This is a genomic window from Arthrobacter sp. PAMC 25486, from assembly GCF_000785535.1.
Taxonomy (GTDB): domain Bacteria; phylum Actinomycetota; class Actinomycetes; order Actinomycetales; family Micrococcaceae; genus Specibacter.
Genome location: NZ_CP007595.1, coordinates 3,011,898 through 3,027,174, shown reverse-complemented (window position 1 = coordinate 3,027,174; position 15,277 = coordinate 3,011,898). Strand labels below are relative to the sequence as shown.

The window sequence follows — 15,277 nt, the reverse complement described above, 5'->3', positions numbered from 1 at the left end:
AAAGGTGATATCGCGTCTAGTTTGGCCTTCTGGTCAGGCTGACGGGCGCAGGCGGCTACCCGGGTGTTCCGGCAATGTTCACCATCCACGGCACGCCGAACTTGTCGGTCAGCATACCGAAGGTGTCGCCCCATGGCGCCTGGGTGAGTGGCTCGCCCACGGTTGCGCCGTCCGACAGCTTGTCCCACCAGCCGCGCAGCAGGACGTCGTCGTCCCCTGAGAGGGAGATGTTGGAAGGCGCGGTGTATTCCATGGAGTTGGGGACGTCGGCACCCATGAGGATGATGCCGTTGTCGCCCGTGAGCATGCCGTGCATGATCTTCTCCGACTCGGCGGGGTCATTGAAGACGCCCGACTCGCCATACGTGCTCAGGTCCAGCGTGCCGCCAAAGACGGAGTGGTAGAACTCCATGGCACCGCGGGCGGTGTCGCGGAAGTTTAGGTAGGGGTTGAGTCGTGCGGTCATGGTGCATCTCCTGACGGGTGGATTGGATGGGACAAGTGAAATTATGCTCCCATTTGCACCCTGTGTCAGCAGAGGGCTCGGTGTTTATGAAAGTGCCTGGCCCTTGCGCCAATACCCCATGAAGGCAACCGAGTTCCGGTCCATGCCGACGTCGCGCACCAGGTAGCGGCGCAGCGCCTTGATGGTTGCAGCTTCTCCGGCAATCCAGGCGTACAGGCCGTGCCCGGCGGTGGCGGCCGGCGTTTCCCACAGGATGGTGGCGTCGACGTCCACATCTTCGGGCTCTTCGCCCACCTCGCATGCGGCCGGCACCACCAGGGCGCGCACATGCCGCGACAGTTCCTCGCCATGGTCCTTGGCCCCGCGTGCGAGCCAGCGGACCTCAACGTTGGCCGGCGTGGAGATATCCAGGAAATCCTCAGCAGAAGGAACTTCGAGCACGGCATGGCCGCTGATGTGGGGCGGCAGAGTTTCAAGAATGGCGGCGATGGCAGGAACGGCCGTCTCGTCCCCCACAAGCAGCACCCGTTCAGCCTCGCCGGGCGCATATTCGATGCCCAGGCAGTCGCCCCACCGTGCGCACGGGCCCACCAGCATAAGGGTGTCGCCGGGCCGGGCTGCGGCGGCCCATTCGGCGGCCGGGCCGGATCCACCGTCCAGGTGCAGCACAAAATCAATGTCCAGTTCCGCGGGATCGCCCGGCCCGTCGGCGGATGCCGGCACGGACGGGCGCAATGCCCGCACCGTGTACGTGCGCATTACGCCGCGCCGCGATTCATCCACGGCGAGCCAGCCTTGGTACCAGTCCTCCTGCAGCGAGCCGCGGATGTTGCTCAGCTCCGGCAATGCATGCCCGGGCGAGGGAATCATGACCTTGACGCGCAAATCCAGTGTCTGCCCGTCCACATTGGAGCCGAACAGTTCCAGATCCGTTCCCTGGAAGGTGAGGCGGCGAAAGTGCGGCGTCAGTTGCGCCACGGCGCTGACCCGCAGCTCGAAAGCCCGCATGGGCATGACCGGATCCGCCGCCAGATCAGCCTTCGCGCCGCCATCCACTGTCGTGCCGTTTTCCATTACTGCGTTGTTCATGCCCGCGCCCCTTCCGACGTTGCTACAACTTCCGCACTGCCAATTTCCGCACTGCCAACAATTTCCGATTCCGAGAGCCGCTGGGCCGCGGCGTCGGCCAGCAGTGCCGCCCGCCGCCCTATCGGCACCACCATGGGCGTGCCCACCACGGGGTCCGCCACCACCACCGACTCCAGCCCAAACACGCGCCGAACCAATTCGGCCGTCAGCACCTGGCCGGGCATGCCCTGCGCCACGATCGCCCCGGATTTCATGGCGATCAGGTGGTCGGCATAGCGCGCGGCCAGATTCAGGTCGTGCAGCACAATCGCCACCGTGATCCCGCGCCGGGCATTGAGTTCCGACACGACGTCGAGCACCTCCACCTGGTGAGCCAGATCGAGGTACGTGGTGGGTTCATCCAGCAGCAGCACCCCGGTTTCCTGGGCCAGCGCCATGGCAATCCACACGCGCTGCCGCTGCCCGCCGGAGAGCTCGTCGATGCTGCGCCCGGCAAGGTCAGCCGTCCCGGTGACGCTGAGGGCGGCGGCCACGGCGTCGTCGTCGGCGGCCGTCCACTGCCTGAACCAGCCCTGATGCGGACTGCGGCCCCGCCCCACCAGGTCCGCAACGCTGATGCCGTCGGGCGCCGTTGGCGTTTGTGGCAGGATGCCCAGCTGGCGGGCCAGCTGACGGGTGGGCACCTTGTGGATGTCCTCCCCGTTGAGATGCACGACGCCGGCACCCGGCTTGAGCAGCCTGGCCAACCCGCGCAGCAGGGTGGATTTTCCGCAGGCGTTGGCTCCCACAATGATGGTCACCTTTCCTGCGGGAAGTTCCACGTCCAGACCCTCAACAATGGTCCGCTCGCCATAGCCCAGGGACAGGCCACGGGCGGCAAGGGTTGCGGCACGGTTCGCTGCGGCCGGGTTCTTCTCGGCACGGTTCGCTGCGGCAAATGCCATGTCAGCCTCCTTGGTTGGCACGGTTGGATGAGATGAGCAGCCACAGCAGGAATGGCGCACCCAGGATTCCGGTGACAACCCCCACCGGCAGCGATGTTCCCGGGATGACGTTGACGGCGGCAAAATGGGCGGCCAGCACAATGGCGGCGCCGACCAGCCCGGAAAGCGGAAGGCTGGCCGCTCCCCCGTTGAGCCGCTTGGCGATGGGCCCGGACAGGAACGCCACGAAGGCGATGGGTCCGGCGGCAGCTGTGGGGAAGGCGGCAAGCAGCACGCCGAGAATGGTCAGTAGCAGACGAGCCCGGGGGACGTTGAAACCGAGTCCGGCGGCCGTGTCATCGCCAAGCGACAGCCCGCGCAAGTCCCGCCCGCCAACAGCCACCAGGGGCGCCAGCACCAGCAGCGCCACGGCCAGGATCCCCACACGCTCCCAATTCGCCGAGTTCAACGATCCCGTCAGCCACACCATGAGCTCCTGCGCATTGCTAATGTTGGCGCGGGACATCAGGAACGTGACCACGGCCTGCATGAACGCCGCCGCACCAATGCCAATCAAGATCAACCCGGTCCCGCCTCGGCCCCGGGCCAGCACCGTGATCAGCAGGGCAACCAGCAGCGCACCAATGATCGCGGCCGCCGAAACGCCCGCCCCGCGCACACCGAACAGCACCACGGCGGCAACGGCGGTGGCGCTGGCGCCGTAGCTGATGCCAATGATGTCGGGGCTTGCGAGGGGGTTGCGCAGCATTGACTGGAACACGGCACCGGCCATGCCGAACGACACCCCGGCGAGCAGGCCCAGCAGCGCCTGCGGCAGCTTGTTTTCCATAACGATGAAGCTCGCACCGGGAATGTTTTTCCCGCCCAGCATGGCGAAGAAGTCCGGAATCGTCACGGTGTAGCTGCCCAGCAGGACGTTCACGGCCAGCAGGGTGAACACCAGCAGCCCCATCCCGCCCATGAGGAAGGCGCGACGGCGGCGCGGCGCCTTGCGCTGATCCCGCAGCCAGCCGGGACTCACCGTGGGCGGCGCGGGGTTGGGCGTGGCTGCCTGGTCCAGGACGCTCACAGCTCGGCCTGCTTTCCGCGGCGCACCACGGCGATGAAGACCGGAGCGCCAATGATCGCGGCAAGGATGCCGGCGGGCACCTCGCCGGGGAGGAGAATGACCCGCCCCACGACGTCGGCCGCCAGCAGCACGGCCGGGGCGGCCAGCAGCGAGAGCGGCAGCAGCCAGCGATAGTCCGGACCCACCAGCCCGCGCAGCAGGTGCGGGACAACCAGCCCGATAAAGCCAATGGGACCGGCGAGCGCCGTGGCGGAACCGCACAGCAGCACAATGCCCACGGCGGAGATGGCCCGTCCCAGTCCGGGGCGCTGGCCCAGGCCGCGGGCCATGTCATCGCCCAGAGCGAGCGTGTTGAGCAGCCGGCCCGTGCACAGCAAAATCACCACACCCACGGCAACAAACGGCAGCACGGCCATGATGGAGTCCCAGGACTTCCCGGCCAGCGCCCCGAGCTGCCAGCGCCGGAACAGCTCCAGCGAGTCCTGGCTCGTGACCAGCATGGCGCTCATGAGCGAACCCATGCCCGCCGCCATGGCGGCCCCGGCCAGGGCGAGCTTGACGGGTGTTGCACCGCTGCGCCCCAGGCTGGCCACCAAATAAACCACGACGGCGGCAACCGCACTCCCTGCGAAGGCGAACCACAAATAGTTGGAGACGCTGACGGCGCCAAAAAAGAAAATCCCCACAACCACGGCAAGGGAGGCTCCCGCGTTGACACCGAGGATGCCGGGATCGGCCAGCGGATTGCGGGCCACGCCCTGCATGGATGTCCCAGCCAAACCCAGCGACAGGCCCACGACGAGCCCGGCGACGGTACGCACAATCCGGGAGTGAACCACGGCATGGTTGCCGTTGGCGGGGTCAAAATGGAACAGCGCATCCAGCACGGTTGAGGGTGCGATGCTGCGGGCACCGATGGCCAGTGAGGCCAGGACAACCAGCATCAAAACTGCACCCAGCACCAGCATCCAGCCCAGGCGGCGGCCGGTGCTGAAGCCCATCACCGCCGGAGACTGGGCGTGTCCGCGATTCTGCCGCGCAGCCGCCGCGGCGACCAGGGCGGCAGCGGGGGAAGGCTGGGAGGCGGAGGCCGGCGTCGTGCCTTCCCCCACGGATAGTCCCTGCCCTACGGATGCTGGTGCGCTTGTCACTGCAACTGTCCTTAGACCTTGTCGGCGGCCGCGGCGAGCTGGGGCAGGAACGCATCCAGGGCCCAGGGCAGGCTCAGCGGGGACGAGGCGGAGATGGCCAGGGTGAGTGTGTTGTCGGAGTCAGCCACGAAGGCACCGGACTTGACCGCGGGGATCTGGCCCAGCAGCGGGTCCTTGGTGATGGCTTCCTTGGTCTTGTTGTCGGGAACCCAGCTGATGAACACCTGGGAATCGAGCTCGTTGGCCTTCTCGGCGGACCAGGGGATGAAGAATCCGTCGGTGCCCTTCTCAGCCTCAACCACTACGGGGGCCAGCTTCATGCCAATGCCGGTGAGGAACTTGGGGCGGTTGTCGCCGGAGAGGTACACGTTGACGCCGTCGCTCTTGGCCGGTTCGAGGTTGCCGTAGATGAAGGTCTTGCCCTTGATGGATGGGTACTTGGCGGCCTGCTCGGCTACGGTCTTTTCCGTGGCGGCGATGAGGTCTTTGGCGGCCTGCGAGCGGCCCAGCGCGGCGCCGATCATGGTGGTGGAATCCTGCCAGGAGGTGCCGTAGGGGGCTTCCGGGAAGGCGATGACGGGGGCGATCTTGCTGAGCTTGTCGTAGTCCTCCTGAGTCAGGCCCGAGTAGGCGGCCAGGATGAGGTCCGGGGTGGTCTTGGCGATCTCGGTGAAGTTAACGCCGTCGGCTTCGGAATACTGGACCGGAGCCTTGTCGGTGCCGATGGCTGCGCCGGCCTTTTCCAGGGCCGCGTCCTTCCACGGCACGGAGCCTTGGTCGTTGCCGCCCCATTCGTTCTTGGGCATGCCCACCGGGATGACACCGAGGGCAATGGCGATGTCGTCGTTGACCCAGGAGACCGTGGCCACGCGCTGCGGCGCTTCCTTGATGACTGTTTCGCCGTAAATGTGTTTGACCGTGACGGGGAATTTGTCCGACGCTGCTTGGGTGTTTTGTGAATCTGTCCCGCCCACTTCACCTGTTGAGCAGCCGGCCAAAGCCACTCCCAACGCTCCAAGTGATGCGGTGAGTCCCAGCTTGAGACCTTGGCGGCGAGAAAATTCCATAACACTTCCTAACGGTGACCCCAATGGCGATGCCTGCCTAAGTTATGCAAGCCTTACCTACCTTACGGGATCAACTTTCCAATAGGGAACGTTTTGTTGCCCTATTTGACGCTTCGAGCGTTAGTGTCGGCAAAAACCCGGGGTCTTTCGGGGTGAAATGTGTCCAGCGTCACGCCAAGGCCGACGCGTGGATAGCCTTGGGCCCGAATCAGTGCTGCACCGCCGGGCGCAGCGTCCAGTGCGTTTCATCCAGGCCCTGTACGAGCTTGCGGCCAATGCGCGCCAGGTCAGCGACATCTGTTCCGTCCAGCCGGTCAAAGACGAACTCACGAACGGTCTCAACATGCGCCGGCGCCAACGATTGGATCAGCGCCATGCCGTCGGCGGTTATGGCAGCCTGGGTGACTCGGGCATCTGCGACGTGGACCGAACGCTGCACGAGACCGCGCGCCTGGAGCTTCTTCGCCACATGCGACAGCCGGGACAATGAGGCGCTGGTCCGTGCGGCCAGCTCGCTCATGGGCAGGGCCTCGCCCTCAGCTTCGGACAGCATGGCTAGCACGTTGTACTCAAAAAGGGACAGCTTGGCAGCCTCTTGCAGTGGCGTCTCGAGTGCTCCGGGCAGCATGGTGGTGATGGAGAGCAGTGCCAGCCATGCGGCACGTTCTTGCTCATTGAGCCAGCGTGGTTCCATGTCAGTCATGGCGCCATCTTTTCACGGTTCACTGGTGCGGGGCGCGGTTTGACCAACCCACGGCATTTGGCATGCGCCCCTCGAACAACTGCCGCGGTGCATATACCCACGTGGCTTTGTTGATGCTCCGCACCAGGAGCAAGCGTGGCGCATTACCCACGGCCGCTTTGCCCATGCTCCACGGAAGGTGCCAGCGTGGCGCCAGTGCAAGAGCTGCGCCACGCCAGGCCGGGCCACTGCGCAGGCCCAAAGCGCCCTTTGTCCATGCGCCACGTCCGCACCCACCTCGGCGCATACGTGATGTCTTGCGCAGCGAGAGCACTCAGCGGCAGTGGGTTGCGGCGCGTTTCGCGACCTCTTCACGGCCAAGGCCGGCCCATGTTGTCGACACGACAAGGTCCCGCGCATCAGCCAAATAGCGGTCAATTTCACCCCGTGGACGTCGGCAAATCCACGGGGTGCGCCCTTGAAAATGTTGACTGCGCGGTACTCCCGGACCAGTCATAAAGGTCTTGGAACAAGTGCAGGTGGGTGGCCCGCGCCTGCTCAGCGTCGTATGTGCGCGTCAAGTTGGCCTCACCGCGCAAAAGTTCACGACTGCGATCGGCTGTTTCACCGTATTCCACCAGACTCGGAACGGTGGCGTCGCGTTCTCCAAACAAATTGCGGAGCGTCCCCGCGTCGTGGCAGGGTCGTACATCTCCGGATAGCAGTACGACGCCCACAAATCGTCCTCGGAAGACATCAGCGCGGGACTGCCACCACATTGCGGTGACGCTCGGACGCACTCCGTTGCACGGCGTCGAGCTGCTCAAACAACTCCGGCCAACGGCCCTCGATATCAAACTCAGCGGCCATGACGGCCCCTTCTATATCTAAAGCCATTCTACCAAGCGGCGTTATGCGTCCACCGGGCGCGTGGGCGCAGTCCCGGCCCCGAACGGGCTCCCACCCAGCTCCTCGCGGCCGTGCGCCGTCGTCCATCCGGACGTGTCGGGGCCGAGCGGGACGATCTGGGTGGGGTTCAGGTCGGTGTGGACGATGTAGTAGTGGTCCTTGATTTGTTGGAAGTTCACGGTGTCGCCGAAGCCGGGGGTCTGGAAGAGGTCGCGCGCGTAGGCCCAGAGCACGGGCATTTCGATGAGTTTGTTGCGGTTGCATTTGAAGTGTCCGTGGTAGACAGCGTCAAAGCGGACCAGGGTGGTGAACAGGCGGACGTCGGCCTCGGTGATGGAGCCGCCCATGAGGTAGCGCTGCCCGGCGAGGCGTTCCTCCAGCCAGTCAAGGGCGGTGAACAGGCGCTCATAAGCCGCGTTGTAGGCCTCCTGGGATCCGGCGAATCCGCAGCGGTAGACGCCGTTGTTGACTTCGGTGAAAATGCGCTTCATCACCGACTCCATCTCCTCGCGCAGCGCTTCCGGGTACAAATCCGGGGCGCCTTCGCGGTGGAACTCGGTCCACTCGGTGGAAAAGTCGAGCGTGATTTGCGGGAAATTGTTCGTCACCACGGCGCCGCTGGGCACGTCCACGATGGCCGGGACGGTGATGCCGCGCGGGTAGTTCGGGGTGCGCTTGAAGTACGCGTCCTGCAGGCGCTCGATGCCCAGGACCGGGTCCACGCCGCCTTCGTCGAGGTCGAAGGTCCAGGAGCGGACGTCGTGCGTGGGGCCGCAGACACCGATCGAAATGGCGTCCTCCAGACCCAGCAGGCGGCGGACAATCGTGGAGCGGTGCGCCCACGGACACGCCCGCGCGACGACGAGGCGGTAGCGGCCGGCCTCTACGGGGTAACCGTCGGCACCGTCGCGCGTGATCCGGGTTTCAATGTAGTTGGTGTCCCGCGTGTATTCGGCGCCCGTGACGTAGGCGCCCTTGGTGCTGAATTCCTGGTCCGTTGACTGCGTTCCCTGAGTGTCCATATCGCCAGCCTAGCGCCGCAGCCTGAACGCTGCCCGGATTATTTGCCCAAGCCGGCCACATTCAAGGCCAGGCACGACGGCGGCACGCGGGTGCCGCCGTCGTCCGCGGTTGGGTGCGGCTCACGCGGGCGGCGCTAAACCTTGGCGTTTTGCCGCGGCACCCACACCTGCCTGATGATCAGCAGGATTGATGCCGTGACCGGAATGGCAATGAAGGCGCCCAGCAGGCCCATCAGGGTGCCGCCCGCAACGGCGCTGATGATGACCAGCGGCCCCGGAACGGACACGGCGCGGTTCATGATGCGCGGCGTCATGACATATGCCTCAATCTGCATGTAGATGAGGTAGGCGATGGCGAAGATGATGGCCGGCGTGAGGCCCGTGAAGAGCGCCATGCCTGTGCCGATCACCCAGAACAGGACGGTGCCGATCATGGGGATCAGGGTGATGCAAAGTGCCGCAACGCCCATCAGCAGGGCAAAGGGCAGGCCGAGCGTGAAATAGAGGATGCCCACCAGCGAGCCGTTGATGAACGCCAGAATGATCATGCCGCCGACGTAGGATCCCACGGATCCGGTGATTTGTTCAGTCAGTTCCGCCAGCTTGCCTCGGTCGCGGGCCGGGGCCAGCGTGTACATGGCGGCGGTCATCTGCGGCAGCGAGGCCAGGAAGTACAGGGCCAGCACCAGAATCACAATGAGGCCGCTGCCCGCGTTGAGCAAGGAGGCGCCCACCTGCAGCGCTCCGCCGCCTATGGCGGCGATATTGCCGGGGTTGGTCAGGAAGGCCTGGATGTCGGCAAGGATCCCGGCCAGGGAATCGCTGAAGGACTCCTCAAGCCAGGCGTACGTTCCGCTGCCTTGGAAATCCCGGACCATGGCCGGAACGGACTGTACGAATTGCGCGATTTGATCCACCACGGTGGGGATCACCAGGCTCAAGAGCAGGGCAATGGCGGCAATGACCAGGCCAAAGGCGGTGGCCACGGCGGCCGGCCGTCCCATCCCGCGCTTCTGCAGCGCCACCACCACGGGATTCAAGCCAAGGGAGATGAAGAGGGCCACCACAATGTAAATGATGACGCTCACCAGATCCTGCACGGCAAGGCCCAGGACGAGGGCCGTCAGGCCGCCCAGCGTCAGGAGGAAGCCGGTGCGGAACGGGGAGTCCATGCGGCTGAATACGCGGCGGCGACGTCCTGCGTTGCGGCCGTGCGGCGAAGCGTCCACATCGGTTGCGGCAGCAGCTTCGCTTGCCTTGGCCGGAGCCGCGGGTCCAGTCGCTGCGGGCGTCGCGGCCCCCGTGGCCGGGGGGTTTTCTTCGGGGGTTATTTCAGCCATGACTGCACCTGCCCGTCATGAACATCGGCGGCAGCCCCAACTGATCCAACGCCAGGCGCGGGGCGCAGGGAATGACGCCGGTGAATATCGGCGCAATCGGTCACGAACAGTTGATCCACGGATTTCCCCAAACTCAAGGCGGTGCATGCCACGTGCGGCACGCTCGTTCATGATTATGGCATGCGGCCGCGGCTCCGGGAGGCGCATTTCGCGGGCGCACCCTCACCTGAACACGGCCCAACCCGGGTGAGGGCGCTTTACCCGGCGATTTGGTCCTGTCCATGATCGACATACCCCCGGTGAGCGATCCACAAGATCACCGCCCATGCGGAGGACCGTCGACGGAGGCTCAAGATTCCGCCGCCGTTCACCGCGCCCGCCCCGGTTAGTCTGGGGGTGTGGATATTCGAGCCGTCTTGTTTGACTTGGACAACACCTTGTTCGACCATGAGGCGTCCACCCGGGAAGGGCTGGGTGCTTTCGTTCGGAGCCTGGGGCTGGAGTTGACGCCCGGGCTGCAGCAGCGCTGGATTGAGATCGAGCAGGCCTGCTACGACCGCTTCCTGTCCGGCGAACTCAGCTTTCAGGAACAGCGCCGGAAGCGGCTGCGCCAATTCCTTCTCGAAGCCGGCCAACCGCATGGCGGCGGAGAGACTGGGCACGACAAACTGTTTGCGGTGTACCTGCGGAGTTACGAGAACGCCTGGACTGCATTTCCAGACGCGGCGCCAACACTGCAACGCCTGCGGGACCTCGGCATGCGCGTCGGAATCATCACCAACGGCAACCATGAACAGCAGTCGATGAAAATCACCAGTATCGGGTTGGAACCGCTGGTTGATGTGCTCTTCAGTTCGGAGCAAATGGGCCATGCCAAGCCGGACAAGTCAGCATTCCTCCAGCCCTGCCACAGTCTCGAGCTGCCACCGAGCCAGGTGCTGTACGTGGGCGACAACTTCCGCGTGGACATTGAGGGCGCCCGCGCCGCCACGCGCTGCTCCCACTCCAGCTCCGGCAAATACCGTTCCAAAACCTCACGCACAATATCGCCCTGGCTCCGGCGGGTTGCCATTGCAAGGGCCCCGACACGTTCGCGCAACTCTTCGGGCAGGCGAACGGAGAGGGGACGACCAAGCGGCACAGTTGCACTCATATATTCACTGTAATCAATGTAAACATCAGGGCAACAGTGCAGTGGGCCCGTTCCCTTTCGGCCATGAAGCGGTTGCCAGGCACGGCGGCTGAACGCACCTTCCGCTGTCGGCCGCGGCTGGGCGGGCACCCACCTCGCGCTGCAATAACCTTGAGGGAACGCAACCGCATGCCCCTGGGAGAACGAGAACATGACGCATAATGCCACGAGCACACCCTCCACCGCCGGCACGCCAGGGCAGCTGCGCCGCGTAGCCGTTTTTACAGGTTCCGCCATGGGCGCCCGGGCATCCTTCCGTGAGGGAGCATCAAAACTGGCGCAACACCTGGCCGAAACCGGGATTTGCGTCGTCTACGGCGGCGGAAACGTGGGGCTGATGGGCGTCGTGGCCGATTCCGCCTTGGCCGCGGGCGGCGACGTTCTTGGTGTCATTCCGCAGTCGCTCGTCAGTGGAGAAATTGCCCATCCTGGGCTGACCGAGCTTGAGGTCGTGGGCGACATGCACGCACGCAAGATGCGCATGGCTGAACTCAGCGACGCCTTCATTGCCCTCCCTGGCGGTGCGGGAACGCTTGAAGAACTCTTCGAGGTCTGGACGTGGCAGCAGTTGGGCATCCACCGCAAACCGGTGGCGCTCTACGACATCGACGGGTACTGGCAGCCCCTGCTGGCGGCATTGGATGCCATGACCGCAAACGGGTTCATCTCCGAAGCCACCCGATCCAACCTGATTGTCAGCGACAATCCGGCGGACTTATTGGAAGCCTTGAATAACTGGACGCCTCCGGCGCCCAAGTGGCAGAAGGACCCTGCCCCGCTCGAGCGCTAGCGGCGCTGCAGGCGGCTGCCGGTTGGCGCTGCCAACGTGAATCGGGTTCCGTAGCCGCCCTCATGCCCGTAGTCGATGCTCTGAACCGTCACCGAAGCAGGGCTGGCCTCAACGATTTGGACAGTCATGGGTTCAGAATGTGCGTCACTCAGCAATTCCCACCGGTCCGCCAGATAGCTCAACCCCGTCGATTCAAGGACCTCGACGGCATCGTCGACGTGGCATGGTTCGGCAAGCTCATGGCCGAATACCGTCGTTGGAATGACATGGTCCCCACCAACAGTAGGTGCGAGGTAGCCGAGGAGCTCGTTGTCGTCATCTCTGTGGACGGCGGTCCACTGTGCAGGGATCATGGTTTTCTCTTTCGGTGGCGGCGTGATGCCGGAAGTTGCCTATGTCCACCACCGTAAAAGTTGACATAGTGTCAAGGTCAAGTCGGTAGGCTGGCGGGATGTCGCTCTCGATCAGTCAGGTTGCCGATCTCGCCGGAATTAGTGCGCGGATGCTTCGCCACTATGACAAGCTGGGCCTGTTGCACCCAAGCCGGGTCAGTAACAACGGCTACCGCTGGTATGAACGTGAGCAGCTGTTGCGGCTGCAACGCATTCTCTTGCTGCGCGATTATGGGCTGTCGTTGGCGTCGATCAAGGACATCTTGTCTCGCAACGATGCTGCCGGCGAGCGCGCAGCGCTTATTGCTCACAGGGAGCTCGTTGCAGAAGAGCGCGACCGGCTCACCAGACTACTCTCCACCCTGGATCTCACCTTGGACGAGATGGCTGGGGGGCGCCCCTTTGCTGAGCGGGACTTCTTTGCCGGCCTCCGCACCAGCCGAGCCGAGCTGCGGAGCGAGCTGCTCGAACGGTTCGGCCCTCCAGTTGATGCTGCATTTGCCGCAGAGGAAAAGCGCACGGCTGATTGGAACGAGCAGGACTTTGAAGCCGCTGCCACACGAGGCAATGTGCTCTATGGCCGGCTTGCCACTGCGATGCAGCAGGGCCACCTGCCACAATCAACCGAGGCAGCCACACTGGTGCGGGCCCACCATGACTTGATCAGTGAAGGTTGGGTTCCGGGCAGGGAAGCTTATGAAGGTCTGGCCAGCTTGTATCTGGAATCGGGTTTTCAGCGTGATCTCGTGGCTGGGATACATCCGGACCTTCCGGAATGGCTGGCTGCCGCGATGCAGGACTTTGCGCTGAAGCAGCTATAGTTGCGGCTTCGTCACAGGTGGCGCGACAGCTTCTTTACCCAACCGCCCCCAAAGCCAAGCACGACGGCGGCACCCGGGTTCCGCCGTCGTCCGCGGTTTGCGTGCGGCTTGGCAGACGATGGCAGGCTGTGACGTAGGGGAATCAATTGAGGGCCGCTGCTAGCCTTTCATGATGCGGAAACTGCTCACACTCCTCGGAATCGTTGCGATCATTGTCTACTCCATTCTCGGGGCAACATTGATGAATGACTGGGCGGTGGTTGCCGCAAGCGGGATGCCGCTTGAAACCACGATTGCCGACATGGATGCTGCCGGCCAGGCGTACACCACCACCCCGGGTTTCGTCTTCGCCGGGCTGGGCATCTTGCTCGCACTTGCGTGGGCCGCGATGACACTTGTCCGCCACACCTCACTTCCAAACTGGGCAGCCACCTCACTATGGGCTGGAATCATTGTCCTGGGTGCGCCGGCATATTTCTTCACGTCGTTCGCCAACCTGAACTCAGTAGGAGACACCTATTACGAATGGAACGCCGAGGCGGCATCCGCGCTGGAAGCACCCCTGTACATGGCCAGCGGGATCGCGCTCCTTATCGTCATAGCCTTGAGCGTGACGGCGGTGTTCAAGGCAACGGCGCGGAAGAAACCGTCACCGGTTACGTAGCAGGACAATATCAAATGCGCGCAGCTTACTTGCCGCATCCTGCCCAACCACCCCCAAACCCAAGCACGACGGCGGCACCCGGGTTCCGCCGTCGTCCACGGCGGGCAACCACCAACAACTCACCAGACCGGAAGACGAACCGAAAATGAGCCGGTGGGGATTCCGCTATTTGGCATTGTTTTCCGCAGGCTGCGAACCAAACTGGTTTTCAAAAATGGTGAGGGTCTTTTCGTTCGCATCACGAATTCGATGCCGCGCCTCAATGATGCTGACGCAGCCGGAAGGCGGCCGTGACGTGGGGAAACCTGACAAGGCTCGTGTCGCGTGACGCCGCGTCTTCACCCAGATGGCGAATCTGCGCCAAAACGTCGCGATGGTCCGGCCTCTGCGCAACGAAAGCCCATGAGCTGGCGAGTTGAACAAGCTGGTCGACCGAAAGTTCGTAGTTAAAGGGGAAGCCCTTGCGTTCAAAAGTGCCGCGGCCATCAAATTCTTTGGGCACGCATCGGGTTTGGTCTGCAGGCGCTCCGTCCGGCTCGACGATTGCTGCGAGCGCCTTCACCCACTCGCTGCTGCGGTCCCAGGTATGCCAGGCCAGTCCCATCATGCCGTCTTGTTTGAGCACACGATCGCACTCACGCACCGCCAGTTCGGGATCCACCCAGTGCCAAGCCTGGAGGCAAACTATGGCGTCGACACTGTCATCTTTCAAAGGGATGTGCTCCGCCGAGCCCTTTGCAGCGGCGATTCGGGCGGCAATTTCGGGCGAAAGATCTTTTTTGGCTTTTCGGAGCACGGACAGCATGTCAGCGGACGTATCGACCGCGGTGACAGTGTGGCCGAGAGAAGCGATGGTCCGGGTGCCTAGACCCGTACCGGCTCCCAAATCCAGCGCCGCCAGCCGCTGGCCTGGTTCCGGTGACCCCAGCAGCCACGTAAGGACCTCCTCCGACCATGCGGGGCGGACGGCATCATGCAGGACAGCACTGTCGCTGAAAGCTGTGGGCGTGCCGTTGACCTGATCCATGCCTGCAAGCCTAGCGAGTGCCAGGGCGTGCCTTCTTGAAGTTCCCGGCATGAATCCCAAGTTGCGTCAAACTGATCAATGTGGTCGGTTTGTACATCTGAAAGTCGAATGTGCCTATGACTGAAAGAACCAGTTCCATGAGTGTTGCAGAGCTGCATGCCGGCCTCTTCAACGCCGTTAGCCGGGCCGCTTTTGACCACGAACGCATCAACATCACCCGCCGCGGCAAAATTGCAGCCGTTCGTACCGGCCCTGAGGACCTGGAATTGCTGGAACGGCTTGATGACCAGGAAGACCTGGTCGCCCTTCGCCGTGCCCGACAGGAAGATGACGGCGCAAGGATCAGTCGGGATGAGGTGCTGGCTGCGACTGCATCACCCGTTGAGCCGGTATGAAGTTAGCTTCACCCGCGCTGCGCTCAAGGAGTTGAACAAGCTCGACAAACCCCTGCGGCACCGGATTCTGGCCACGATCACACTGCTGGAGGAGAATCCGCGGCCGGACGGTGTGAAGGAGCTCGCCGGAGATGACAATGCTTGGCGGATCCGAGTCGGAGACTACCGGGTGTTGTATGAGATTCATGATGGCCAATTACTCGTCGTGATCTTCGGCGCGGCGCATAGACGCGATGTTTACAGGCGGAATTGACCCA

The 15,277-nt window shown here is 63.7% G+C and carries 17 protein-coding genes and 1 pseudogene; 6 read left to right on the top strand and 12 right to left on the bottom strand.

The features are described 5' to 3' along the window. Positions 1-55: 55 nt before the first annotated feature. From art_RS13850 to art_RS13810, 9 genes are all read right to left on the bottom strand, one after another. Positions 56-466, bottom strand: coding sequence for a VOC family protein (locus tag art_RS13850; RefSeq protein WP_038465676.1), 411 nt, complete (start codon positions 464-466; stop codon positions 56-58). 84 nt (positions 467-550) lie between these two features. Beyond that, entirely contained in the window at positions 551-1,555 is a 1,005-nt protein-coding gene (locus art_RS13845; RefSeq protein WP_253901361.1) for a siderophore-interacting protein, read from the bottom strand. Continuing rightward, positions 1,552-2,499 carry an ABC transporter ATP-binding protein gene (locus art_RS13840; protein WP_082000303.1) on the bottom strand — a complete coding sequence of 316 codons (948 nt, stop codon included), beginning with the start codon at positions 2,497-2,499 and terminating at the stop codon, positions 1,552-1,554. The genes art_RS13845 and art_RS13840 overlap by 4 nt, the downstream gene beginning before the upstream one ends. 1 nt (position 2,500) lies before the next feature. Continuing rightward, positions 2,501-3,460 carry an iron chelate uptake ABC transporter family permease subunit gene (locus art_RS13835; RefSeq protein WP_052136978.1) on the bottom strand — a complete coding sequence of 320 codons (960 nt, stop codon included), beginning with the start codon at positions 3,458-3,460 and terminating at the stop codon, positions 2,501-2,503. A 104-nt stretch (positions 3,461-3,564) separates the two neighbouring features. Continuing rightward, positions 3,565-4,569, bottom strand: coding sequence for an iron ABC transporter permease (locus art_RS13830; RefSeq protein WP_082000570.1), 1,005 nt, complete (start codon positions 4,567-4,569; stop codon positions 3,565-3,567). 161 nt (positions 4,570-4,730) lie between these two features. Next, complete coding sequence (locus art_RS13825; RefSeq protein ID WP_082000302.1) at positions 4,731-5,786, bottom strand: iron-siderophore ABC transporter substrate-binding protein; 1,056 nt, start codon at positions 5,784-5,786, stop codon at positions 4,731-4,733. A gap of 208 nt (positions 5,787-5,994) precedes the next feature. After that, a complete protein-coding gene (locus art_RS13820; protein WP_038465671.1) occupies positions 5,995-6,489 on the bottom strand; it encodes a MarR family winged helix-turn-helix transcriptional regulator in 495 nt (164 codons plus the stop codon). An 890-nt stretch (positions 6,490-7,379) separates the two neighbouring features. Beyond that, positions 7,380-8,399, bottom strand: a complete 1,020-nt coding sequence (locus tag art_RS13815) for a glutathione S-transferase family protein (RefSeq protein ID WP_038465669.1) — start codon at positions 8,397-8,399, stop codon at positions 7,380-7,382. A gap of 134 nt (positions 8,400-8,533) precedes the next feature. After that, positions 8,534-9,739 carry an AI-2E family transporter gene (locus tag art_RS13810; protein ID WP_253901360.1) on the bottom strand — a complete coding sequence of 402 codons (1,206 nt, stop codon included), beginning with the start codon at positions 9,737-9,739 and terminating at the stop codon, positions 8,534-8,536. A 398-nt stretch (positions 9,740-10,137) separates the two neighbouring features. Here art_RS13810 and art_RS13805 point away from each other — a divergent pair, with 398 nt between their 5' ends. Next, a complete protein-coding gene (locus art_RS13805; RefSeq protein ID WP_082000301.1) occupies positions 10,138-10,905 on the top strand; it encodes an HAD family hydrolase in 768 nt (255 codons plus the stop codon). On the opposite strand, the pseudogene art_RS23335 reads toward art_RS13805, so the two are convergent. Beyond that, positions 10,806-11,084, bottom strand: a pseudogene (locus art_RS23335) (hypothetical protein); the annotation flags it as partial. The gene art_RS13805 and the pseudogene art_RS23335 overlap by 100 nt on opposite strands. On the opposite strand from art_RS23335, the gene art_RS13800 reads away from it, so the two are divergent. Next, complete coding sequence (locus art_RS13800; protein WP_162182061.1) at positions 11,083-11,721, top strand: TIGR00730 family Rossman fold protein; 639 nt, start codon at positions 11,083-11,085, stop codon at positions 11,719-11,721. The pseudogene art_RS23335 and the gene art_RS13800 sit on opposite strands and share 2 nt — an antisense overlap. Here art_RS13800 and art_RS13795 read toward each other — a convergent pair. Next, positions 11,718-12,074, bottom strand: coding sequence for a hypothetical protein (locus art_RS13795; RefSeq protein WP_038465667.1), 357 nt, complete (start codon positions 12,072-12,074; stop codon positions 11,718-11,720). The two genes, art_RS13800 and art_RS13795, sit on opposite strands and share 4 nt — an antisense overlap. A 98-nt stretch (positions 12,075-12,172) precedes the next feature. On the opposite strand from art_RS13795, the gene art_RS13790 reads away from it, so the two are divergent. Next, positions 12,173-12,934, top strand: a complete 762-nt coding sequence (locus tag art_RS13790; RefSeq protein ID WP_038465665.1) for a MerR family transcriptional regulator — start codon at positions 12,173-12,175, stop codon at positions 12,932-12,934. Between the two features lie 172 nt (positions 12,935-13,106). Continuing rightward, positions 13,107-13,598 carry a hypothetical protein gene (locus art_RS13785; protein WP_038470234.1) on the top strand — a complete coding sequence of 164 codons (492 nt, stop codon included), beginning with the start codon at positions 13,107-13,109 and terminating at the stop codon, positions 13,596-13,598. A 259-nt stretch (positions 13,599-13,857) separates the two neighbouring features. Here the strand turns inward: art_RS13785 and art_RS21115 are convergent, their stop codons facing one another. Beyond that, positions 13,858-14,625 (bottom strand): class I SAM-dependent methyltransferase, encoded by a 768-nt coding sequence (locus tag art_RS21115; protein ID WP_052136564.1) that lies wholly within the window; start codon positions 14,623-14,625, stop codon positions 13,858-13,860. A 116-nt stretch (positions 14,626-14,741) separates the two neighbouring features. Between art_RS21115 and art_RS13775 the strand changes: the two genes are divergently transcribed. Then, positions 14,742-15,020, top strand: coding sequence for a hypothetical protein (locus tag art_RS13775; RefSeq protein WP_038465663.1), 279 nt, complete (start codon positions 14,742-14,744; stop codon positions 15,018-15,020). Further along, positions 15,007-15,273, top strand: a complete 267-nt coding sequence (locus art_RS13770) for a type II toxin-antitoxin system RelE/ParE family toxin (protein ID WP_038465661.1) — start codon at positions 15,007-15,009, stop codon at positions 15,271-15,273. Before art_RS13775 ends, art_RS13770 begins: the two co-directional genes overlap by 14 nt. Positions 15,274-15,277 lie beyond the last annotated feature (4 nt).

Bases quoted from the DNA above. Each gene is read 5' to 3' on its own strand.
- art_RS13835 (WP_052136978.1), bottom strand. From the start codon at position 3,460: ATGGGCGGGATGGGGCTGCTGGTGTTCACCCTGCTGGCCGTGAACGTC.
- art_RS13825 (WP_082000302.1), bottom strand. From the start codon at position 5,786: ATGGAATTTTCTCGCCGCCAAGGTCTCAAGCTGGGACTCACCGCATCA.
- art_RS13810 (WP_253901360.1), bottom strand. From the start codon at position 9,739: ATGGCTGAAATAACCCCCGAAGAAAACCCCCCGGCCACGGGGGCCGCG.
- art_RS13840 (WP_082000303.1), bottom strand. From the start codon at position 2,499: ATGGCATTTGCCGCAGCGAACCGTGCCGAGAAGAACCCGGCCGCAGCG.
- art_RS13790 (WP_038465665.1), top strand. From the start codon at position 12,173: ATGTCGCTCTCGATCAGTCAGGTTGCCGATCTCGCCGGAATTAGTGCG.
- art_RS13800 (WP_162182061.1), top strand. From the start codon at position 11,083: ATGACGCATAATGCCACGAGCACACCCTCCACCGCCGGCACGCCAGGG.
- art_RS13850 (WP_038465676.1), bottom strand. From the start codon at position 466: ATGACCGCACGACTCAACCCCTACCTAAACTTCCGCGACACCGCCCGC.
- art_RS13830 (WP_082000570.1), bottom strand. From the start codon at position 4,569: ATGGGCTTCAGCACCGGCCGCCGCCTGGGCTGGATGCTGGTGCTGGGT.
- art_RS21115 (WP_052136564.1), bottom strand. From the start codon at position 14,625: ATGGATCAGGTCAACGGCACGCCCACAGCTTTCAGCGACAGTGCTGTC.
- art_RS13845 (WP_253901361.1), bottom strand. From the start codon at position 1,555: ATGAACAACGCAGTAATGGAAAACGGCACGACAGTGGATGGCGGCGCG.
- art_RS13820 (WP_038465671.1), bottom strand. From the start codon at position 6,489: ATGACTGACATGGAACCACGCTGGCTCAATGAGCAAGAACGTGCCGCA.
- art_RS13785 (WP_038470234.1), top strand. From the start codon at position 13,107: ATGCGGAAACTGCTCACACTCCTCGGAATCGTTGCGATCATTGTCTAC.
- art_RS13795 (WP_038465667.1), bottom strand. From the start codon at position 12,074: ATGATCCCTGCACAGTGGACCGCCGTCCACAGAGATGACGACAACGAG.
- art_RS13775 (WP_038465663.1), top strand. From the start codon at position 14,742: ATGACTGAAAGAACCAGTTCCATGAGTGTTGCAGAGCTGCATGCCGGC.
- art_RS13815 (WP_038465669.1), bottom strand. From the start codon at position 8,399: ATGGACACTCAGGGAACGCAGTCAACGGACCAGGAATTCAGCACCAAG.